Here is a 19764-nt window from a genome sequence, read left to right on the forward strand (position 1 = left end):
GCCGGAAGATATCTTCCGGCCCCCTCAGCTATCACTTGGACTGCCAGCTCTTGACCAGCTCGTCGTAGTTGACGGTGATCGGCTTTTCCTTCTCGTTCTCGATCTTCAGCTGCGGGGCAAGGTTGCCCTTGGCGACCGCGTCCTTGTTCCAGTATTCGAGGTCGTGCTCCTCTGCGAGTTTCGGACCGATGTCGCCCTGGACGCCGGCGCGCTCAAGACGTTGCATGACCTTTTCCTGCTCGGCGCATAGCGAGTCCATGGCTTCCTGCGGGGTCTTCGCCCCGGAAGACGCATCACCGATTGCCTGCCACCAAAGCTGGGCAAGCTTCGGATAGTCCGGAACGTTGGTGCCTGTCGGCGACCACTGCACGCGAGCCGGCGAGCGATAGAACTCGATCAGGCCGCCGAGTTTCGGAGCCCGCTCCGTAAAGCTCTCATGCTGGATCGAGCTTTCGCGGATGAGTGTCAGTCCGACATGGCTCTTCTTGACGTCCACCGTCTTGGATGTGACGAACTGGGCGTAAAGCCATGCCGCCTTGGCACGATCGTCCGGCGTCGATTTCAGCAGCGTCCAGGAGCCCACGTCCTGATAGCCGAGCTTCATGCCGTCCTTCCAGTAGACGCCATGCGGGCTCGGAGCGAAGCGCCATTTCGGCGTGCCGTCCTCGTTCATGACCGGCAGCCCTTCCTTGACCATGTCCGCGGTGAAGGCCGTGTACATGAACATCTGCTGGGCGATTTCACCCTGGGCCGGAACGGGGCCGGATTCGGAGAACGTCATCCCCTGTGCGGCAGCCGGTGCATACGCCTTCATCCAGTCCAGATACTTCTGGATAGAGTAGACGGCTGCAGGGCCGTTGGTGTCGCCGCCGCGTGCAACGCATGAGCCGACCGGCCGCGAGTTCTCGTCGACCTTGATGCCCCATTCGTCAACCGGAACACCATTTGGCAGACCCTTGTCGCCGTTACCTGCCATGGAAAGCCAGGCGTCGGTGAACCGCCAGCCTAGCGACGGGTCCTTCTTGCCGTAGTCCATGTGGCCGTAGACCTTCTTGCCGTCCACGTCGCGGCCGGTGAAGAATTCGGCGATGTCCTCGTAAGCGGACCAGTTGACCGGTACGCCGAGGTCGTAGCCATACTTCTCCTTGAAGTCTGCCTTGTTCTTGTCGTCGTTGAACCAATCGTAGCGGAACCAGTAAAGATTGGCGAATTGCTGGTCGGGCAGCTGGTAGAGGTTGCCGTCCGGAGAGGTGGTGAATTTCAGGCCGATGAAATCTTCCAGATCGAGGTCCGGATTGGTGACGTCCTTGCCTTCGTTAGCCATCCAGTCGGTCAGAGAGCGTGCCTGCTGGTAGCGCCAATGCGTGCCGATCAGGTCGCTGTCGTTGACATAGGCGTCGTAGACGTTCTCTCCCGACTGCATCTGTGTCTGCAGCTTCTCGACCACGTCGCCTTCGCCGATTAGGTCATGGGAGATCTTGATGCCGGTGATGGCGGTAAACGCCGGCGCAAGCACCTTCGATTCATACTCATGGGTCGTGATGGTTTCGGAAACGACCTTGATATCCATGCCCGCGAAAGGCTTCGCGGCATCGATGAACCATTGCATCTCCTTTTCCTGGCTGGCCCGGTCGAGGCTCGACATGTCGCCGACCTCCGCATCCAGGAACTTCTTTGCCTCCTCCATCCCGGCAAAAGCGGTACCTGTCATGGCCAGCAGCACGGCTGCCGTTGTTGTCATTAGATGCCGTCGCATATCATCCTCCCAAGGTTGCGATTGCATTTCATAGAAGGCGTCCGTTTGTCAGGACGCCGTATTCACCTGCCGTCAGACCGTCCTGAACACAATGATTGCGTAGAGGACACTGAGGGCAAGAGCCCACCACAGGTTGGGGCCGACAAGGCCCAACCATGCGAGATTGATGAACGCTGACCCGAGCAGCGAGATGAAGAGCCGATCTCCACGGGTCGTCTCGAAGCGTAGAATTCCAACGCGGGGATGCCCGCCGGGCCGCGCATATTCCCAAACGGCCATCAGGGCCAGCAGGGTAAAGATGGTGAGAAAGAACACGGCGCTCGGGAAAGACCAGGCCATCCATCCGCCGGGCAACAAGGGTGCGAACCAGTCGCGCTCGCCGTCTTCGACCGGCAGCGACATGGCCAGGGCCACGGTTGCAAGGCCGTAGACGATAAGGACGGCAGCAAGTGCAATGGGCCAGCGGCTCGTCCGCTCGGTTTTGACGGCCATCATACCCTCCCCAGGGCAAAGCCCTTGGCGATGTAGTTTCGAACGAAATATATCACGAGTGCGCCCGGAATGATGGTCAGCACTCCGGCGGCTGCCAGCACCCCCCAATCGAGACCGGATGCGGAGACCGTGCGCGTCATCGTCGCGGCAATCGGCTTCGCTGCAGTGGTTGTCAATGTGCGGGCGATGAGCAGTTCGACCCATGAGAACATGAAGCAGAAGAACGCGGCGACACCGATTCCGGATGCGATGAGCGGCATGAAGATCTTCACGAAGAACCGCGGGAAGGAGTAGCCGTCGATATAGGCGGTCTCATCGATCTCCTTCGGTACGCCGGACATGAAGCCTTCGAGGATCCAGACCGCCAGTGGCACATTGAACAGGCAGTGCGCGATGGCGACCGCGATGTGAGTGTCGATCAGGCCGAAGGCGGAGTAGAGCTGGAAGAAGGGCAGGGCGAAGACCGCGGGCGGCGCCATGCGATTGGTTAGCAGCCAGAAGAACAGGTGCTTGTCGCCGAGGAACCGGTAGCGCGAGAAAGCGTAGGCCGCCGGCAGCGCCACCGTGACCGAGATCGCCGTGTTCATCACCACGTAGATGATCGAGTTGATATAGCCGTTGTACCAGGACGGATCGGTGAAGATCACCATATAGTTCCGAACCGTCGGGTTTTGCGGCCAGAGCGAGAAGGCGCCGAGGATTTCGGAATTGTTCTTGAAGCTCATGTTCACGAGCCAGTAGATCGGCAGGAGCAGGAAGACGATGTAAATCGTCGGAACGATCCAGGACCAGCGCGGCTTGATATGTGTGCTCATGGTCGCCCCTCAACTCTGCGCGTCGTGGCTGGTCATGACCGTATAGAAGATCCATGACAGCAGAAGGATGATCAGGAAGTAGATGATCGACATTGCGGCTGCCGGGCCCAGGTCGAACTGGCCGATCGCCATTTTCACGAGGTCGATGGACAGGAATGTCGTAGAGTTGCCGGGACCGCCGCCGGTAACGACGAACGGCTCCGTATAGATCATGAAACTGTCCATGAAACGCAGCAGAACGGCGATCAGAAGCACGCGTTTCATCTTCGGCAACTGGATGTAGCGGAAGACGGACCAGCGCGATGCGCCGTCTATCTTGGCTGCCTGATAGTAGGCATCCGGAATGGAGACGAGACCGGCATAGCAGAGCAGCACGACAAGACTCGTCCAGTGCCAGACGTCCATGATGATGACTGTCGCCCAGGCATCGATCGGATCCTGCGTGTAGTTGTAGTCGACACCCAGGACGCGCAGGTAGTGACCGAGAAAGCCGATATCGACGCGGCCGAAGACCTGCCAGATGGTGCCGACCACATTCCATGGAATGAGCAGGGGTAGCGCCATCAGCACCAGGCATACGGGAACGCCGATGCCGTGCTTGGGCATGTTGAGCGCGATGAAGATGCCGAGCGGGATCTGTATCGCCAGGACGGTGAATGAGAAGATGAGGTTGCGGAAGAGTGCATCCCAGAAACGGTCGGACTGCAGCATCTCGCTGAACCAGTCGGTCCCGGCCCAGAAGAATTCATTGTTTCCGAAGGTGTCCTGCACCGAATAGTTGACGACCGTCATCAGCGGTATGACCGCCGAGAAGGCGACCAGAACGACGACCGGCAGCACGAGGAACCAGGCCTTGTTGTTCCAAGTCTTTTCCACCCTCAGCCCTCCGTCTCGGCGCGCCAGGAATCGGCGTAAATGTTGATTGCGGATTGTTTGAAAGTGACGTGGGGCTCGGCAGGAATTTCGGCGTCCTCCGAGACGATGGCGGTGAGCAGGTGACCTTCGAAATTGGTGCGAACGATCTTCTGGCGCCCCACATCCTCTACCTTCAGCACCTGTATCGGAAAGCCTTCTCGGCCAAGCCGGACGAATTCCGGGCGGATGCCGAACTCGACCTTCGCGTTGGCTGCAACGGTTGGCGCGCGCTCGAGCGGGATCTTGTGCCGGCCCACGGTGACGGTTGCACCTGCAAGCTTGGCCGGGAGGAAATTCATCCCAGGAGAGCCGATAAAATAGCCGACGAATGTGTGGCGCGGACGTTCGAACAGCTCTACCGGCGTACCGATCTGGACGATTTCGCCCTCATACATCACAACGACCTTGTCGGCGAATGTCAGCGCTTCAGTCTGATCGTGCGTCACGTAGACCATGGTGAAGCCGAACTGCCGGTGCAACCGCTTGAGCTGCGAGCGCAGAACCCACTTCATATGCGGATCGATGACGGTCAAAGGTTCATCGAAGAGGATCGCGTTGACATCCTTTCGAACGAGGCCGCGACCAAGCGAGATCTTCTGCTTCTGGTCGGCCGTCAGACCGCGGGCTTTGCGGTTTGCCCAATCCGACAGATCGATCATTTCCAGGATCTCACGAACGCGGCTGTCCACATCAGCTTCCGGAACCTTGCGGTTGCGAAGGGGGAATGCCAGGTTCTGGTAAACTGTCATGGTGTCGTAGATGACCGGGAACTGGAAAACCTGCGCGATGTTGCGTTCTTCTGTCGACCGGCCCGTCACATCCGCACCGTCGAAGAGGATCTTGCCTTCCGAGGGGGTGAGAAGGCCGGAGATGATGTTGAGCAGCGTCGTCTTTCCGCAGCCGGAAGGACCGAGCAGGGCATAAGCGCCGCCATGCTCCCATTCGTGGTGTACTTCCTTCAGCGCATAGTCCTTCTCGGAAGAAGGCTTCGGCCCGTAGGCGTGGCGGATATGATCCAGAGTGATGCGCGCCATCGCCTATGCTCCCGCCATGGGAATGACGAGCGAACGCCCGTCCGTGCCGAAAGCCATCAAGTGTCTCGTATCCAGAAAGATGGAGATATCCCGATCGGGCTCGATCTCGTGCACGCCGTGCTCCAGCATCACCCAGCGCGTTCCCAGGAAATCCACATGCACGAAGCTTTCCGATCCGCCAATTTCCGAAATCAGCGTGCGGACCGGCATGGAGGCCGCCGTTGCCACCGAAGACCGGAAGGACAAGTGGTGTGGCTGAAAGGCGATGGTGACAGGTCCATCGGAGATCGATGCCAGATGCGACGGAACGGGTATGGCGCTCTGTCCCGCCACCTGGAAATCACCGCCGGTCTTGACGACCTCTATCGTGTTGAGGGGCGGATCGGCGAATGTTTCCGCCGTCAAGAGGTCGCGAGGCTTACGATAGACGTCGATCGTTTGTCCGAACTGGGTGATCCGGCCTTCGCTCAACGTTGCCGTATTGCCCCCCAAAAGCAGTGCCTCGGTCGGTTCGGTCGTGGCGTAGACGAAGATTGCGCCGGATTCTGCAAAGATTTTCGGAAGCTCCAGCCGCAACTCCTCGCGGAGTTTGTAATCGAGGTTGGCCAGCGGCTCGTCGAGCAGGACCAGGCTCGCATTCTTGACGAGCGCGCGGGCGAGCGCGGTGCGTTGCTGCTGACCTCCCGACAGGTTGAGCGGCGTGCGATCCAGATAAGGCGTCAGCTTCAGGAGATCAGCTGCCTTTCGCACCGCGCGATCGATCGTCGCCTTGTTCTGGCGGGCGATGCGCAAGGGCGAAGCGATGTTTTCATAGACGCTCATGGCCGGATAGTTGATGAACTGCTGGTACACCATTGCGACCTGGCGATCCTGTACGCGGACCCCGGTTACATCCTTGCCGTCGAAATGGATCGAGCCGGCGGTCGGCTTGTCCAGCCCCGCCATCAGCCGCATGAGCGACGTCTTGCCGGAGAGCGTTGGCCCCAGCAGGACGTTCAAGGTTCCGCGTTCAAGTGTGAGGCTGGTCGGATGGATATGATACTCCCCCGTCACCACCTTCTCGGCATTGCGTAATTCCAGCATTCCGGGTCCCGGGCCTCCTCACCCACGGGGACCACATGCTGCTACCCGACGGATCTCGCGGGTAATGCAGCCATGTATTCCTCCAAGACATGCACTTCATCTGCCGAAAGGCGCAGCCCTTGCTTGGTCCTACGCCAGATTACGTCTTCTGCCTGGTGCGCCCACTCGTGGACCATCAGCCAGTCTACTTCACGCCCGTAGAGATCGCCTCCGAAATATCGTCCGAGGTCGTTTTGTGACTGCGCTCCGCGCAGCATTTCGAATGCCGCCGTGCCATAGGCGCGGACGAGCCTTTGTGCGTGTGCCGCACCCAAAAACGGATGTGCCGCCATCAGCTTGGCAACCTGTTCCTGGTATCCGTTGACGTCGAAATCACCACCCGGTAGCCGGCTGGTCGCTGTCCATGTGGAGCCCTTGCCGCCGATTTCCTCGGCGATCTTTTCCAGGGCGTGCTCGGCGAGACGGCGATAGGTCGTCAGCTTTCCGCCGAAGACGTTCAGGAGAGGGGTGGCGTCTGTCGCATCTACCTTCAGGACATAGTCCCGGGTCGCTTCCTGGGCTTTCGATGCGCCGTCGTCATAGAGCGGACGGACGGCCGAATAGGTCCAGACGATATCCTGCGACGATACCGGTTCGGCGAAGTATTCGCTTGCGGCCGAACACAGGTAGTCGATCTCTTCCGGACTGATGCTTGCGTTCTTCGGATCGCCCTCGAAGTCCCTGTCGGTGGTGCCGATCAGCGTGTAATCCTGTTCGTAGGGAATGGCGAAAATGATCCGGTTATCCGGGTTCTGGAAGAAGTAGGCGCGGGTGCCCTCGAATTTCTTCTTCACGACGATATGGCTGCCCTGCACCAGCCTTACCTGGCGATTGGCGTTTTGCCCCATGGTGCTGGCGAGCACCTGATCCACCCATGGGCCGGACGCATTGACGAGCATCTTTGCCGTGAATGTCCGCCTTGCACCGGTGCGCTGGTCCTCAACCTCCACCGTCCAGCGGCCTCTTTCTCGCCTGCAGGACATGACTTTCGTCCGGGCAAGGATCAGCGCGCCGCGATCGGAAGCGTCCCGGGCATTGAGAACCACGAGCCTTGCATCGTCCACCCACCCGTCCGAATACTCGAAGGCTTTCGAAAAGAGCGGCTTGAGTGGCTTGCCTGCGGGGTCGCGGCGCATGTCGAGGGTCTTTGTCGCGGGCAGCAGCTTTCGACCGCCCAGGTGGTCATACAAGAACAACCCCAGGCGGATCAGCCAAGCCGGTCGCACGCCGCCCTTCTGGAAAGGCAGGACGAAGCGCATGGGCCATATGATATGCGGTGCCATGGCCCACAGCACTTCACGCTCCATGAGCGCTTCTCGAACCAATCGGAACTCGTAGTGCTCGAGATAGCGCAGGCCGCCATGGATAAGCTTGGTCGAGCCGGACGAAGTGCCGGAGCCGAAGTCGTTCATCTCGGCGAGCGCAACCCTGTAGCCGCGGCCGACCGCATCGCGGGCAATACCGCATCCATTGATGCCGCCGCCAATCACGAAAATGTCGAATTCCGGCTCTGTCACATGCACCTCGCTATTTCGGGTGTGGATCACGCAGAGGGATTGCGAAACCTCATGCAGTTCATCTGAAGTCTAGGTGAATGTCAAACGAAACCTGAATGCGTCGTTTATGCCGACGGATTGGTCTCGATCAGCGCCACGTTGTTATCGGTGCATACCCGACGGAGAGAGGGGAAAGGGCAGCTATCGGTGATGAAGGTGTGCACCTGGGTCATCTGCGCGATCCGAACCGGTGCGGTCCGCTCGAACTTGGTGGAATCCGCGACCAGGATGACATGCCGCGCATTGGCGATGATCGCCTGGGCCACCTTCACTTCGCGGAAATCGAAATCGAGAAGAGCGCCATCCGCGTCGATGGCGGAGGCGCCAATCACGGCAAAATCCACCTTGAACTGGCGGATGAAATCGACGGCCGCTTCTCCGACGATGCCGCCATCAGAGGCGCGTACGACACCGCCGGCGATAATGACCTCAATTGCCGAAAGAAGTCGCAACCGATTGGCAACATTGATGTTGTTGGTGATGACCATCAGTTCCTGATGATCCGTCAATGCTTCGCCGACTGCTTCTGTGGTCGTGCCGATATTGATGAATAGCGAGGCGTTGTTGGGGATAAGTTCGGCTGCGGCAAGACCGATCGCCTGCTTTTCCTGTGCAGCGATCTGCCGACGCGCCTCGTACTGCATGTTCTCCGTGCCGCTGGGGAAGGTCGCGCCGCCATGGATGCGGTTGAGCAACTGCCGATCGCAAAGGTCGTTGAGATCCTTGCGGATCGTTTGGGGTGAGACGCTGAAGCGGCCTGCCAAATCGTCTACCAGAACGCGTCCATGCAGCTTGGCGAGCTCGATGATGTCCGATTGGCGGGCGGTCAGAAACATATGTGGTCTTTCGTTTTATTCTGGAACGAAAGACCACATCATGGCTGAATTTCAAAACGAAAGCCAGTCTCGGCCAAAACGAACATTCATGTCGCCCGTTTAGTCCCGCTGCTTATCACCTGCGCTCTGGCCGTCGGAGCTTCTTGAGCGTTCCTCGAAGCGGTCGGCTCCTTTCGCCAGGTCCGAACCCTTCTGTGCTTCTACCCGGCGCTCTTCCTGCTTGCTGCTCTTCTTCAACCCTCGGGCAGCTTCCTTGCCCTTCTCGGTGGGTGCCTGTTCGATGCCCATGGTTTCCTCCACGCATTGGATATCAATCCAACTCGCCGGCTGATCCGTTGTTCCGCAGGTGACGGAACCCGAAGGTGATCCACCCATTTTCCATGGCTGGTGATGATCTGGCCGAAATAGAGACGGAGGCTTTGTGGCAATGAATGTTGGGCATAACGCAGAAAGACTGGACCTGCTGCGGCGGTTGCGCCGCTTGAACAATGTCGCGCGTCTGCTTGATACCGCCTTGCGTGTTCCCGGCACGAACATTCGTTTCGGCGCTGACTCCCTGATGGGGCTTCTACCGGTGGTCGGGGACCTCAGTGGAGCGATCGTCGGTCTGGCGATCATCAATGAGGGCCGAAAAATGGGCCTTCCGCCAAACAAGCTCGCCAAGATGCTGGCCAATGTCGGTGTGGATACAGCCGTCGGAAGCGTGCCATTGCTTGGCGACGCCTTCGACGTCTATTTCAAATCGCACAAGCGGAATGTCGGCATTATCCTCGATCATTTCGCTGTGGACCCGGCCGATCTCGTCGATCCGAACCGACGCTCGTGAGCGCGCTTGGCCGGGATCAGCTCAGGAAATCTGCACGGTGTGGTGTGAAGCTGTCGACCAGACGGCCTTCCTCCAGCGCTTTCACGCCGTGGACGACGTTTGACGGGGCGATGAAGCTGTCACCAGCTACAAGAACCTCCGTCAGGTCGCCGACGGTAACCTCGAAGCGGCCTTCGGCAACATAGCTCGCCTGCACATGCGGATGTGAGTGGAGGGCGCCGATTCCTCCCTTTTCGAATGCAAACTCCACCATCATCAGTTCGTCGGTGTACAGCAGCACGCGGCGGCGGTTGCCGCCACCGAGATCGGTCCAGTCGCCTTCGGCCTGTCTGCAGAAAATCTTTGTGTCGGTCATCCAGTGTCTCGCTTGGTGAAGTGCGGCGGGGACTCCGCCGCAGCAGGTGTTAGCGCAGTGTTCCCATCGGAACGGCGTCGACGTCGGTATAGTCCACGTTGTCGCCCGCCATCGCCCAGATAAACGCGTAGTTCGCGGTGCCGCAGCCGGAGTGGATCGACCAGGGTGGTGAAACGACGGCCTCTTCATTTGCCATGACGATGTGACGGGTCTCGGTCGGTTCGCCCATGAAATGAAACACCCGCGCTGTCTCCGACAGGTCGAAGTAGAGATAGGCCTCCATGCGCCGATCATGAACGTGGCATGGCATCGTGTTCCAGACCGATCCCGGCGCAAGCTGCGTCATGCCGACCACCAACTGGCAGGTCTTGACGCCTTCGGCATGAATGAACTGGAAAATCGACCGTTCGTTGGAGGTCTCCTGGCTGCCGAGGTCCAGCCGCTTTGCATCTCCGATACGGATTAGCCTCGTCGGATACTTCTGGTGGGCTGGCGCGCTCAGCAGGTAGAATTTTGCAGGCGATCCGGCGTCGTTGGAGGAGAAGGTGACACTGCTTCCCATGCCGACATACAGCATGTCCCGGCTTTCGAGCGCGTGACGCTCGCCATCCACCTCGATCGTGCCGCTTCCGCCAATGTTGACAGCAATCAGTTCACGCCGGTCCAGGAAATTTGAAGTTCCCGTGGGCTTGATCGCCTCCAGCGCGAGAGGTTGTCCGGCAGGCGTCGCACCGCCCACGATCATACGGTCGTAGTGCGTGTAGGTGAGATTGATGCGACCGGGAATGAACAGGTCGCCAATGTGGAAGTTTTCCCGCAATTCGCCGCTGCCCATACGCGCTCCCGTTGCCGGATCGAAGGCCTGGCGGATGGAGTAGTCGGTATGGTTGGAAGTCATGGCGTCCTCATTTGTTATTGTGATGGAAGGGCAGTTAACGGACTGCGGTCGAGCCGAAGCGATACTCCGCCCGCTGATCGTTCAGGCGTTCGCGGTAACGTTGCTGGCTTTCCGTCAGATGCGCCCGCATGGCGGCGCGCGCGGCGTCTGCGTCGCCCGCGGAAATTGCCTTCAGAATGGCCAGATGTTCCGCCTGAAGCATCACCTGGTACTCGCGAGTGAGCAGGCTGTCGGTGCCCCAGGGGGAGGTGATGTCGCAAGGGATGGCGCGCATGCCGAGTGCATCCAGCACCTCGACATAGAAGGGATTGTTGGTTGCTTCGGCAATGGTGCGATGAAACATGAAGTCGCTGCGGCCGGTCGCTTCCCCCTCAGAAAGCAGCCGGTCGAACTCGAAGAATGCTTCCTGGATGGCTGCCTGCTGGGCGGTGTTGCGACGCTCCGCGGCAAGCCCTGCACTTTCAATCTCCAGGCCCATGCGAACTTCGATCACATTGAGCGCGTGAGATATCTTGAGCCCTATCTCCTGGGTGATCGACGAAAACGCCATGGCGGGACGATCGCAGACGAACACTCCCGCACCCTGGCGGGATTCAACCAGCCGATCTGCGCCCAGGCTGGCCACCGCCTCTCGAACAACGGTCCTGCTGACACCAAACGCCCCGGTCATCTGGTTTTCGGTCGGCAGCTTGTCCCCCGGGCGAAGGTCGCCCGAGAGGATCTGGCTTTTCAACGTTGCCGCCACGTGCTCGGAAAGCTTCGGCTTCCGTTCGACCTTCATCGAGGCATTGGTATCTGCGGGCATGACTTCCCCTACTTGAACACGCCTGGCAACCAGAGCGATAGCGCCGGCACATACGTGACAAGCCCGAGCACGACAATACTGGCCAGGTAGAAGGGCCAGATCGAGCGCATCGCCTCCCAGACGGTAATCTTGCCGACTGCGCACGCGACGAACTGCACGGCTCCGACCGGCGGGGTGTTCAGTCCGATGCCAAGATTGAGGATGAGGATGACGCCGAAGTGGACGGGATCAACGCCATAGGCGGCGACCACAGGCAGGAAGATCGGCGTGCAGATGATGATCATCGGCCCCATGTCCATGAACGTGCCAAGCAGGAGCATCAGGACGTTCAGAAGCAGGAGGATCATTATCGGATCCTGCGAGATCTGGTTCAGCAGGGTGATCAGCTGCGCGGGGATCCGCATGTAAGCCATCAGCCACGAGAAAGAGGCTGCCGTTCCGATGATCAGCAGCACCATCGCGGTGGTGCGCACGGCGCCGAGGGTCGAGTGGACGAAGTTTTCCCAGCTCAGCGACCGGTAGACGAACAAGGTCACGAGAAAAGCGTAGAAGACTGCGATACACGAGCTTTCCGTGGCAGTGAAAATGCCGGAGCGAACGCCCCCGAAGATGATGACAATCAGCATCAGGCCGGGGAACGAGTTGAGGAAGAAGTATCCAACGCGCCTGAAACCCGGAAAGACCTCAGTGGGATAACCGCGCGAGCGGGCAACGAAATAGGCCGTGACCATCAGGGAGGCTGCGAACAGAAGGCCCGGAATGATGCCCGCCGTGAAGAGGTCGGCGATGGAAATCTTGCCGCCGGCTGCGATCGAATAGATGATCATGTTGTGCGAAGGCGGCAGGAGAAGCGCGATCAGCGCCGCCATGGAGGTCACGTTCACGGCGTAGTCCGCACCGTAGCCGCGCGCCTTCATCTGCGGGATCATCAGTCCGCCGACCGCTGCCGCTTCTGCTACCGCCGAGCCTGAAATGCCGCCGAACAAGGTGGAGGCAGCGATGTTGACTTGGCCGAGACCGCCGCGCACATGCCCGATCAGCGAACCTGCGAATGCGACGATCCGTTGCGCTATGCCCCCGCGAACCATGAGGTCTCCGGCGAAGATAAAGAACGGGACCGCCAGAAGCGTGAATACGCTCATCCCCGAATTCATCTGCTGGAAGACCACCATGGGCGGCAGTCCCATGTAGAGAACCGTCAAGAAGCTTGCCACGCCGAGGCAGAATGCGATCGGCGTGCCGATCAGCATCAACAGAGTAAATGTGCCAAAAAGAATCCACATAGCCATAATTATGCTTCCTTCGCCGCCTGCAGAGCCTCGGTCACTTCATCGGCAACCTCGCTGTCCACGTCGTAGCCCTTCAGGCGTAGCACCAGCCGTTCGAGCGCAAACAGAGTGATGAGAACGCCGCCGCCGGCCAACGGCAGGTAGCGGATGCCTTCCGGGATACCAAGTGCAGGCATGCGCGCCGGCCACTGCAGCTTTACCAGCTGTATGCCGTACACAATCATGCCGATGGCGAACGCCAGAACGACGAGGTCCGAGATGGTCCTGAGATACTTCTTGCCGCCAGGCGGCAGGGCATAGAGAAGGACGTCAAATCCAAGATGATAGTTTTCGCGAACGCCGACTGCCGCGCCCAGGAAAATGAACCAGCTCATCAGCATGACGGCGGTAATCTCGGTCCATGTGTTCGTCCAGTTGAGGACAAAGCGGACGAAGACTTGCCACATGACAATGCAGGTCATGAGGACAAGGCCCGTGCCCGCGATGTAGAGCGCCCAGTTGCATATTGTCGTGAGCACGCGTGCGAAACCTTCGGCCTTTGGCTTTCCAGCCATCGAAGGTGTATCGCGGAGGTTCTTCGCCTCTGCCATTTCTGTTTCCTTGGTATCCGGTCCGGGAGTTGGAAAGGGGACGGGCAAGCCCGCCCCCAGCTCACGTTTACTGCGTCTCCTGGATGCGCTTCACGAGGTCCTGCAGCTTCGGATCCGTGACATGCTTGTCGTAGACCGGCTTCATGGCGTCGATGAACGCCTGCTTGTCCGGCTGCGTGATGGTCGAGCCGGCAGCCTCGACGATCCCACGCGACTTCGCCACCTGTGCATCCCACAGTTCCCACTGCTTCTCGACGCTATCCTTCGCTGCTTTCCTCACGATTTCCTGGTCTTCCGGCGACAGGCGATCCCAGGTCAGTTTGGACATCACCAGTACTTCCGGAACGATCAGGTGTTCGTCGAGTGAGAAGTATTTGGCAACTTCGGCGTGCTTGGCGGTGTCGTAGCTCGGGAAGTTGTTTTCCGCGCCATCGATAACGCCGGTTTCGATGCCGGTGTAGACCTCGCCGTAAGGCATCGGGGTTGCGCTGGCGCCAAGTGCGGCGACCATGTCAACGAAGATGTCGGACTGCATGACGCGGAACTTCATGCCCTTCAGGTCCTCGACGGACTCGATAGGCTTTTTCGAATTGTAGAACGATCGGGCACCACCATCGTAGAACGCGAGGGCGACGACCCCGTGCGGCTCGAATGCGGCGAGAATTTCATCCCCGATCGGACCATTCATGACCTTGCGGGCATGCTCGACGGACCGGAAGATGTAGGGCAGCGACGGAATGGTGGTTTCCGGAATCAATCCGTTCCACGGACCCATCGAGGTCCGGTTGAGATCGATGACCCCGGTGCGGACCTGCTCGAGTGTGTCGGATTCCTGGCCAAGCTGTGCCGAATGATAGACTTCGACCGAGTAGCGGCCTTCAGTCCGCTCCTTGACCAGCTCACCGAAATACTTCACCCCCTCGACCGTTGGGTACCCGTCCGGATGTGTGTCCGAGGACCGCAGCATCGTCTGTGCCGCGGCTGTTCCTGCCATCAGCGATGCTGCGACCGTGAAGGCTGCAGCGAACTTCCCAAAATGCAACATGGTTCTCCTCCCGTTTGCATCGGCGCATTTGCGCCACTCAAAGCCGATACGCTTTCTTTGCGAGCGTATAGGCAAGCTCCCTGGCCAGGTCGAAGGCCTCCTCTTCCCTGAGCCTGTGTTCGGCAACCAGTCGCGCCAGAAAGGCGCAATCCACCCGCCGTGCGATATCATGGCGCGCCGGTATCGACGGAAAAGCGCGCGTGTCGTCGTTGAAGCCGACCGTGTTGTAGAAGCCGGCTGTCTCCGTGGTCATTTCGCGAAAGCGCCGCATGCCCTCGGGGCTGTCGTGGAACCACCATGCCGGGCCGAGTTTAAGAGCTGGATAGACACCCGCTAGAGGCGCCAGTTCACGCGCATAGGACGTTTCATCCAGCGTGAAGAGAACGACCGTCAGGTCGCGTTCCAGCCCAACCGCATCGAGCAGCGGCTTCAGCGCGCTGACGTAGTCGGTCCGGCCGGGGATATCGAAGCCCATGTCGCGGCCATGACGGGCGAGCGTGGTCGGGGAATGGTTGCGCCGGGAGCCGGGATGGATCTGAAGGACGAGTCCGTCGTCCAGGCTCATCTTAGCCATTTCTGTCAGCATCTGACCGCGGAAGGTCCGGTGGTCGTCTGCGTCAGACTTGCCGCTTCTTACGCGGTCGAACAATGCAGCAGCTTCGGAGGCTGAAAGGTTCGCCGTATCCGCGGTGGGATGTCCATGATCGGAGGAAGTGGCCCCGTACGACTTGAAATATTCCCGGCGCTTTCGGTGAGCGGCGAGATATCCTGTCCATGAACCGGTGTTTTCTCCCGTGATGTCGCCAAGCTGGTCGATATTTGCCGAAAAGCCTTCGAAATCGGGATCGACTACCGCATCGGGGCGATAGGCTGTCACCACGCGCCCGTCCCAACCGCTTTCGCAGATCATCTTGTGCCAGCGCAGATCGTCCAGGGCGCCTTCAGTGGTGGCGATGACCTCGATATTGAACCGCTTGAAGAGCGCGCGCGGGCGATATTCCGGCAGGCGCAGCTTTTCCGCGATGCGATCATAGGTGCTGTCTGCGGTTTTTGCGTCGAGCGGCTCCGTGATCCCGAACAGGGACGACAGAACGTAGTCCATCCACAGCCGTGTCGGGGTGGCGCGGAACAGGTGATAGTTTTCCGCGAAGATCTTCCAGATGCGGCGACCATCGGCTTCAACCGGCGACCCATCGAGCCGGCGAACGCCGAGGCCCTCCAGGCGGATGCCTTGACTGAAAAGCATGCGGAAGATGTAATGGTCCGGGACGATCAGTAACTGGGCAGGATCGGGAAACGGCTCATCCAACGCATACCATCTTGGGTCGGTATGGCCATGGGGGCTGATGATCGGCAGGTCCGAAACAGTCTGGTATAGGGCGCGGGCTATCGACCGAACGCTGTTTTCCGCTGGAAACAGGACATCAGGATGCACAAGTGAATTCATGCTGGACGCCGCTCCTCCCTTCGGCGTCGTAATGGCTAAATCACCGATCGCCTGTATGTCAACATACAAAAATTCCCATCTTGTATGATGAATATTGCGAGCCGCTTCAACGTCGAGTAGGCATGTTGCGGGAAGAGGAGGAAAAACATGCGGATAGCGGTGGTCGGGCTTGGAATGGCGGCAGCGCCCCACGCCCAAAGTCTAATGGATCTTCGGGATAGCGTCGAAGTTGCTGCAGCCTTCAGCCCTACGTTGGAGAGGCGTGAAGCGTTTGCGCGCCGGTGGAGCATGCCGATCACCGGCGACATCGATGAGATCTTCCATGATCCGTCTATCGGTGCCGTTCTCATACTGACGCCGCCGAACAGTCACCTCGAACTGGTGCAGCGCGCTGCTGCATCCGGCAAACACGTTCTTCTTGAAAAGCCGCTGGAGACTTCGCTCGGCAAGGCGCGTGCCTTGGTCGAGGCAGCAGAAAATGGCGGGGTCAAGCTGGGCGTGGTCCTGCAGCACCGTTTTCGGCCGATCAGTGTCGCCCTGTCTCAGATCGTATCGGATGGACGGCTTGGCCAGATCGTTTCGGCGTCCGCCCGGCTCTCCAACTGGCGCCCGCAGAGTTACTATGATCAGCCTGGCCGCGGTACGAAGGCAAGGGACGGCGGGGGCGTGTTGCTGACGCAGGGCATTCACACGCTCGATCTGCTCATTTCGCTTGCCGGCACGCCGGTGGAGGCGATGGCGTACGCCGTCACGACGCCCGTCCATCAGATGGAGACCGAAGATCTGGTGGCCGGAGCGGTTCGGTTCGAAAATGGGGCCATCGGCAGCGTCAGCGCGACGACCTGTGCTTATCCCGGCATACCCGACGCGATCGAACTGATCGGGACGAAGGGTATGGCAAGGATCGAGGGTGCCACTCTCATCGCGAAGTTCCATGATGGGGCTGACATTCAACTCGATGACGGGGAGGTCGGTGGGGGCGCGGGCTCGGATCCCATGGCGTTTTCCCACATGCATCACCGTGCAGTGCTTCAGGACTTCCTTGACGCAGTCGGGCAGGACAGGGAGCCGAAAGTCAGCGGGCGCGAGGCGCTCAAGGTGCATAGCCTGATCGAAGCTCTGCTGTTGTCCGCCGATAGAGGACGCCGCGAGGCGTTCTAGGACCAGTCGACACAAGGTTTTAGATGGCAAGGAGAAGCGACTGACATGGAGCCCAACTCCAGAAAGGATATCGGATACACCATCGACTTCGCTCCTTGAACGGTACGGAAGTCGATTGGCTCCAGCGCAACTCACTCGAAGTCGCTGAATGATCGAACGAACTTCTCGCGGAACAGGTCCATGCGCAGCGGGGGCAGTTCTGTGGAAGGGATCATTCCACTGCTCCACCCCCAGTCCGAGATCTGGTCCAGAAGTGCTGGCGGCCCAATGATGTGCATAGGCACGTCTCGAGAGGCGCCTTCACCTGTGACGATGGCGGCGGGTTGATGGTCGCCGAGCACGATGAAAAGCGTGTTGCTGCTGTGTCGCGGGATGTAGGAGGCCAGCATTTCCAGGACGTGGTCGATGGAAGCCAGATACTGGCCTCGCACGCGTGCGGGATCCGACCAGACGACGGAGGGCGGGTCGCCGGATTCTGTCTGTGAATCGAAAATCCGTCCATCGCCGACACTCTCCCAATCGACCAGAGTGGGAACGGGGGTCCACGGGGCATGACTTGAGATCAATGCAATCTCGGCCATGATTGGAGGGTGCCCCGGTGGACGATCCAATCGCTCGAAGGCCGCGAGCGTATACTGGTCCGGCATGGTCACCCAATTGAAGGGTTTGCCTCGGTAGCCCAAGCCAGCGGCGTCCCGGACAGTGTCATAGCCGAAATAGTTGCTCGCCGGCCAATCCATGGTGATGGCCGGCATGACCGCGCTCGTATGCCAGCCGGCGTCCCTAAACAGGGCGTTGAGAGTTGGGCGCTGGCTGGCGACCATCCGGTCGTAACGCCCCTGGTTGTCCGTCCAAAGCCCCGACAGCAGAGCGCCGTGCGCAAGCCAGCTGAGACCGGCTACGGTCGGGGAGGTCAACCAGCCGCTGCGTGCCTCCAGACCAACCGAGGAGATGCTGCGTTCCATCTCCTGCAACCGCGCCCGAACTCGATCGGCGTAGTTGGCGTGCTCCACGGCGCTGCGGCCGTAGGACTCGATGAAGATCACAACGACATCTTTTCCGTTCAGGCTCGAGAAACGACCATCGACGGGGAGGTCACGCAATGGATCGGACCGTATTTCCTGCTCGAAGGCGGTGAGGTCGGCTACCGACTGGCGAATCATCGATGCGCGGTTTGCAAGATAGGGTGCCATGTCGGCGGAGACCGGAAGCCGCAACCCGCCCATGCTCGAGATGCTTGCACCTGCGAGCAAGCCGATCGACATTGTGACAGCCAGAACGTTTGAGACCGCGGAAGGTAGCTTTCTAAAACTGGCAAGGGAACGGTACAGGCTGACGGCGATGAGCAGCCAGATAGCGAGAGTTGAAGCAACCACTGCTGCTGCCTCGACCCGGCCGATCGAACCGCTCAGCAGGTTCCATCCATCCATGAGGATCTTGAGATCGAGGTAAGGGTTGAACGGTCGCTGGAATGCGAGGCCGGTGCCGATATCGGCCAGCTTCAAGAACAGGATCAGCGCCAGAAGGACCGTTACTGCGATACGGAAGATTGGAAACACGCGTGATGGCAGCAGGCAGGCAGCGAGTGACACTCCTAGAATTTCCAACGGGAATGTGAGGCCGGAGAGGGAGCCGATGTCGGCAGCATTGCCAGGTAGAGCGAGAATGGCTGATCCAAGAACCAGCGTGACGGTGATCCCCAGCCAGCAACTGCCCGCGTTGCCTAAGGTGCTTTTGACCGCTCGGCGCCGAGGAGCCCGCCAGGTGCGATATGGAAGTCTGTCATCGCTCATTCCCAACGCTACCACAACTGCTTGCGCTGATGCTCATGGGAACCATCAGACGCTGATGATGACGAAATCCCGACGCTGCGGGTAGGAGCGTAATTTCGAAGAAGGTGCGCGATGTCTGCCGTGAAGGAATAGACAAGAGATATCAGGGCCACCGCCAGCAGGACGTTCTGCAGCGCGGGATGGATGAGTGGGACAAGTGCGAGACACAGTGCGGCGCCCTGCACGACACAGATGACTTTACGGCGGATCGATTCCGGCAGTTCGCCCCTCATGGACTTCAGGCCTGCCTGGGCGGCAAGGAAAGCGTAGCGCATCAAGCCGATCAGCAGGACCCACGCGCCGGCTGTCTCAAAAAGGTATACGGCCATGGCCAGCAGGAGGATCAGCAGGGCATCGACTTCCATGTCGAAGCGGGCACCATAACGCGAGACGGTACCATTTCTGCGCGCGAGCATGCCATCGAGGCCGTCGAGTGCGAGACCGACGGCGGCAGCGGCGGCGATCGTCCATAACACAACGGGTGCGGCGGGTAGGGTCGCGGCAGCCAAGACAATCCCGCCTATGGCGGCCGTCAACGCGGCACGGAATGCTGTCGTCATATTTGCGAGGCCAAAGTGACGGTGAGGATATGTGCCGAGCTTCGCCAGCGCCAGGCTGGACATGAGCGCGTGGATGAGAAGGGCAATCACGGTCGTGGCGGCAGGCAGTGCAAGCATCGAGACCAGGATGTCCAAAGCCAGCACCATCAGGATGGCGAACGCCAGCATGGATGCGCAGGCTTCCCGGTACACGAGGGGCGGCCTGATGAGTTTTGGTTGGCGTGACCCAGCCCAGCCGACATTGTCAGCCATGAGCGGGCTCCACGGACGGAGGCGTGAGATGACGGCAACCGAGCAGGAAACCGGCACGGAAAGCCTTGGTCTTGAACTCCTCGGTCGCTCCGCCCCAAGGGCAATGGGACACATCCATGATGATCTCCTCCGTACTGTTACATGGGGCGGTTGCGGCGCGCGGGCAGATGGCGGATTT

At 59.7% G+C, this 19764-nt stretch carries 21 protein-coding genes; 2 read left to right on the forward strand and 19 right to left on the reverse strand.

What is annotated here, in order from left to right:
- Positions 1-31: 31 nt before the first annotated feature.
- The 9 genes from LH464_RS13935 to LH464_RS13975 form a co-directional block, all read right to left on the reverse strand.
- Positions 32-1756: an ABC transporter substrate-binding protein gene (locus LH464_RS13935; RefSeq protein WP_226787004.1), complete on the reverse strand. Its 1725-nt coding sequence runs from the start codon at positions 1754-1756 to the stop codon at positions 32-34.
- Positions 1757-1828: 72 nt separating this feature from the next.
- The gene (locus LH464_RS13940; RefSeq protein WP_226787005.1) at positions 1829-2248 is read right to left on the reverse strand and encodes a DUF2160 domain-containing protein; all 420 of its coding nucleotides are present in this window, start codon (positions 2246-2248) and stop codon (positions 1829-1831) included.
- Entirely contained in the window at positions 2248-3063 is an 816-nt protein-coding gene (locus LH464_RS13945) for a carbohydrate ABC transporter permease (RefSeq protein ID WP_226787006.1), read from the reverse strand. Before LH464_RS13945 ends, LH464_RS13940 begins: the two co-directional genes overlap by 1 nt.
- A gap of 9 nt (positions 3064-3072) precedes the next feature.
- Positions 3073-3939 (reverse strand): carbohydrate ABC transporter permease, encoded by an 867-nt coding sequence (locus tag LH464_RS13950; protein WP_226787007.1) that lies wholly within the window; start codon positions 3937-3939, stop codon positions 3073-3075.
- Between the two features lie 2 nt (positions 3940-3941).
- A complete protein-coding gene (locus LH464_RS13955) occupies positions 3942-5012 on the reverse strand; it encodes an ABC transporter ATP-binding protein (protein ID WP_226787008.1) in 1071 nt (356 codons plus the stop codon).
- Between the two features lie 3 nt (positions 5013-5015).
- The gene (locus tag LH464_RS13960; protein WP_226787009.1) at positions 5016-6095 is read right to left on the reverse strand and encodes an ABC transporter ATP-binding protein; all 1080 of its coding nucleotides are present in this window, start codon (positions 6093-6095) and stop codon (positions 5016-5018) included.
- Positions 6096-6136: 41 nt separating this feature from the next.
- Complete coding sequence (glpD, locus tag LH464_RS13965) at positions 6137-7651, reverse strand: glycerol-3-phosphate dehydrogenase (protein WP_226787010.1); 1515 nt, start codon at positions 7649-7651, stop codon at positions 6137-6139.
- A gap of 104 nt (positions 7652-7755) precedes the next feature.
- Positions 7756-8526: a DeoR/GlpR family DNA-binding transcription regulator gene (locus LH464_RS13970; protein ID WP_226787011.1), complete on the reverse strand. Its 771-nt coding sequence runs from the start codon at positions 8524-8526 to the stop codon at positions 7756-7758.
- Between the two features lie 99 nt (positions 8527-8625).
- Positions 8626-8814 (reverse strand): hypothetical protein, encoded by a 189-nt coding sequence (locus tag LH464_RS13975; RefSeq protein WP_226787012.1) that lies wholly within the window; start codon positions 8812-8814, stop codon positions 8626-8628.
- 139 nt (positions 8815-8953) lie between these two features.
- Here LH464_RS13975 and LH464_RS13980 point away from each other — a divergent pair, with 139 nt between their 5' ends.
- A complete protein-coding gene (locus tag LH464_RS13980) occupies positions 8954-9352 on the forward strand; it encodes a DUF4112 domain-containing protein (RefSeq protein ID WP_226787013.1) in 399 nt (132 codons plus the stop codon).
- 16 nt (positions 9353-9368) lie between these two features.
- Here LH464_RS13980 and LH464_RS13985 read toward each other — a convergent pair whose 3' ends face one another.
- The 7 genes from LH464_RS13985 to uxaC all read right to left on the reverse strand — a co-directional run bounded on the left by LH464_RS13985 (position 9369) and on the right by uxaC (position 15781).
- Positions 9369-9707 (reverse strand): cupin domain-containing protein, encoded by a 339-nt coding sequence (locus LH464_RS13985; RefSeq protein WP_226787014.1) that lies wholly within the window; start codon positions 9705-9707, stop codon positions 9369-9371.
- Positions 9708-9756: 49 nt separating this feature from the next.
- Positions 9757-10605, reverse strand: coding sequence for a 5-dehydro-4-deoxy-D-glucuronate isomerase (gene kduI, locus LH464_RS13990; protein WP_226787015.1), 849 nt, complete (start codon positions 10603-10605; stop codon positions 9757-9759).
- Positions 10606-10639: 34 nt separating this feature from the next.
- Positions 10640-11410, reverse strand: a complete 771-nt coding sequence (locus tag LH464_RS13995; protein ID WP_226787016.1) for a FadR/GntR family transcriptional regulator — start codon at positions 11408-11410, stop codon at positions 10640-10642.
- 8 nt (positions 11411-11418) lie between these two features.
- A complete protein-coding gene (locus LH464_RS14000) occupies positions 11419-12699 on the reverse strand; it encodes a TRAP transporter large permease (RefSeq protein WP_226787017.1) in 1281 nt (426 codons plus the stop codon).
- Positions 12700-12701: 2 nt separating this feature from the next.
- Positions 12702-13253, reverse strand: coding sequence for a TRAP transporter small permease (locus tag LH464_RS14005; RefSeq protein WP_226787132.1), 552 nt, complete (start codon positions 13251-13253; stop codon positions 12702-12704).
- 103 nt (positions 13254-13356) lie between these two features.
- Positions 13357-14334 (reverse strand): TRAP transporter substrate-binding protein, encoded by a 978-nt coding sequence (locus LH464_RS14010; RefSeq protein WP_226787018.1) that lies wholly within the window; start codon positions 14332-14334, stop codon positions 13357-13359.
- Between the two features lie 37 nt (positions 14335-14371).
- On the reverse strand, positions 14372-15781 hold the full coding sequence (gene uxaC / locus LH464_RS14015) for a glucuronate isomerase (protein ID WP_226787019.1): 1410 nt from the start codon (positions 15779-15781) through the stop codon (positions 14372-14374).
- A 147-nt stretch (positions 15782-15928) separates the two neighbouring features.
- Here uxaC and LH464_RS14020 point away from each other — a divergent pair, with 147 nt between their 5' ends.
- Positions 15929-16942, forward strand: a complete 1014-nt coding sequence (locus LH464_RS14020; protein ID WP_226787020.1) for a Gfo/Idh/MocA family protein — start codon at positions 15929-15931, stop codon at positions 16940-16942.
- A gap of 131 nt (positions 16943-17073) precedes the next feature.
- Here the strand turns inward: LH464_RS14020 and LH464_RS14025 are convergent, their stop codons facing one another.
- The 3 genes from LH464_RS14025 to LH464_RS24560 are packed head-to-tail and all read right to left on the reverse strand — an operon-like array spanning position 17074 to position 19704.
- Positions 17074-18735 (reverse strand): sulfatase-like hydrolase/transferase, encoded by a 1662-nt coding sequence (locus LH464_RS14025; RefSeq protein WP_226787021.1) that lies wholly within the window; start codon positions 18733-18735, stop codon positions 17074-17076.
- Positions 18736-18743: 8 nt separating this feature from the next.
- Entirely contained in the window at positions 18744-19586 is an 843-nt protein-coding gene (locus LH464_RS14030; protein WP_226787022.1) for a CDP-alcohol phosphatidyltransferase family protein, read from the reverse strand.
- The gene (locus LH464_RS24560; protein ID WP_255648381.1) at positions 19579-19704 is read right to left on the reverse strand and encodes a hypothetical protein; all 126 of its coding nucleotides are present in this window, start codon (positions 19702-19704) and stop codon (positions 19579-19581) included. The genes LH464_RS14030 and LH464_RS24560 overlap by 8 nt, the downstream gene beginning before the upstream one ends.
- Positions 19705-19764: the final 60 nt, after the last annotated feature.

Origin of the sequence: Pseudorhizobium xiangyangii, assembly GCF_020531965.1 — a bacterium.
Taxonomy (GTDB): Bacteria; Pseudomonadota; Alphaproteobacteria; order Rhizobiales; family Rhizobiaceae; genus Neorhizobium; species Neorhizobium xiangyangii.

Bases quoted from the DNA above. Each gene is read 5' to 3' on its own strand.
- LH464_RS13935 (WP_226787004.1), bottom strand. From the start codon at position 1,756: ATGCGACGGCATCTAATGACAACAACGGCAGCCGTGCTGCTGGCCATG.
- LH464_RS13940 (WP_226787005.1), bottom strand. From the start codon at position 2,248: ATGGCCGTCAAAACCGAGCGGACGAGCCGCTGGCCCATTGCACTTGCT.
- LH464_RS13945 (WP_226787006.1), bottom strand. From the start codon at position 3,063: ATGAGCACACATATCAAGCCGCGCTGGTCCTGGATCGTTCCGACGATT.
- LH464_RS13955 (WP_226787008.1), bottom strand. From the start codon at position 5,012: ATGGCGCGCATCACTCTGGATCATATCCGCCACGCCTACGGGCCGAAG.
- LH464_RS13960 (WP_226787009.1), bottom strand. From the start codon at position 6,095: ATGCTGGAATTACGCAATGCCGAGAAGGTGGTGACGGGGGAGTATCAT.
- LH464_RS13970 (WP_226787011.1), bottom strand. From the start codon at position 8,526: ATGTTTCTGACCGCCCGCCAATCGGACATCATCGAGCTCGCCAAGCTG.
- LH464_RS13975 (WP_226787012.1), bottom strand. From the start codon at position 8,814: ATGGGCATCGAACAGGCACCCACCGAGAAGGGCAAGGAAGCTGCCCGA.
- LH464_RS13980 (WP_226787013.1), top strand. From the start codon at position 8,954: ATGAATGTTGGGCATAACGCAGAAAGACTGGACCTGCTGCGGCGGTTG.
- LH464_RS13985 (WP_226787014.1), bottom strand. From the start codon at position 9,707: ATGACCGACACAAAGATTTTCTGCAGACAGGCCGAAGGCGACTGGACC.
- kduI (WP_226787015.1), bottom strand. From the start codon at position 10,605: ATGACTTCCAACCATACCGACTACTCCATCCGCCAGGCCTTCGATCCG.
- LH464_RS13995 (WP_226787016.1), bottom strand. From the start codon at position 11,410: ATGCCCGCAGATACCAATGCCTCGATGAAGGTCGAACGGAAGCCGAAG.
- LH464_RS14000 (WP_226787017.1), bottom strand. From the start codon at position 12,699: ATGGCTATGTGGATTCTTTTTGGCACATTTACTCTGTTGATGCTGATC.
- LH464_RS14005 (WP_226787132.1), bottom strand. From the start codon at position 13,253: ATGGCTGGAAAGCCAAAGGCCGAAGGTTTCGCACGCGTGCTCACGACA.
- LH464_RS14010 (WP_226787018.1), bottom strand. From the start codon at position 14,334: ATGTTGCATTTTGGGAAGTTCGCTGCAGCCTTCACGGTCGCAGCATCG.
- uxaC (WP_226787019.1), bottom strand. From the start codon at position 15,781: ATGAATTCACTTGTGCATCCTGATGTCCTGTTTCCAGCGGAAAACAGC.
- LH464_RS14020 (WP_226787020.1), top strand. From the start codon at position 15,929: ATGCGGATAGCGGTGGTCGGGCTTGGAATGGCGGCAGCGCCCCACGCC.
- LH464_RS14025 (WP_226787021.1), bottom strand. From the start codon at position 18,735: ATGAGCGATGACAGACTTCCATATCGCACCTGGCGGGCTCCTCGGCGC.
- LH464_RS14030 (WP_226787022.1), bottom strand. From the start codon at position 19,586: ATGGCTGACAATGTCGGCTGGGCTGGGTCACGCCAACCAAAACTCATC.
- LH464_RS24560 (WP_255648381.1), bottom strand. From the start codon at position 19,704: ATGGATGTGTCCCATTGCCCTTGGGGCGGAGCGACCGAGGAGTTCAAG.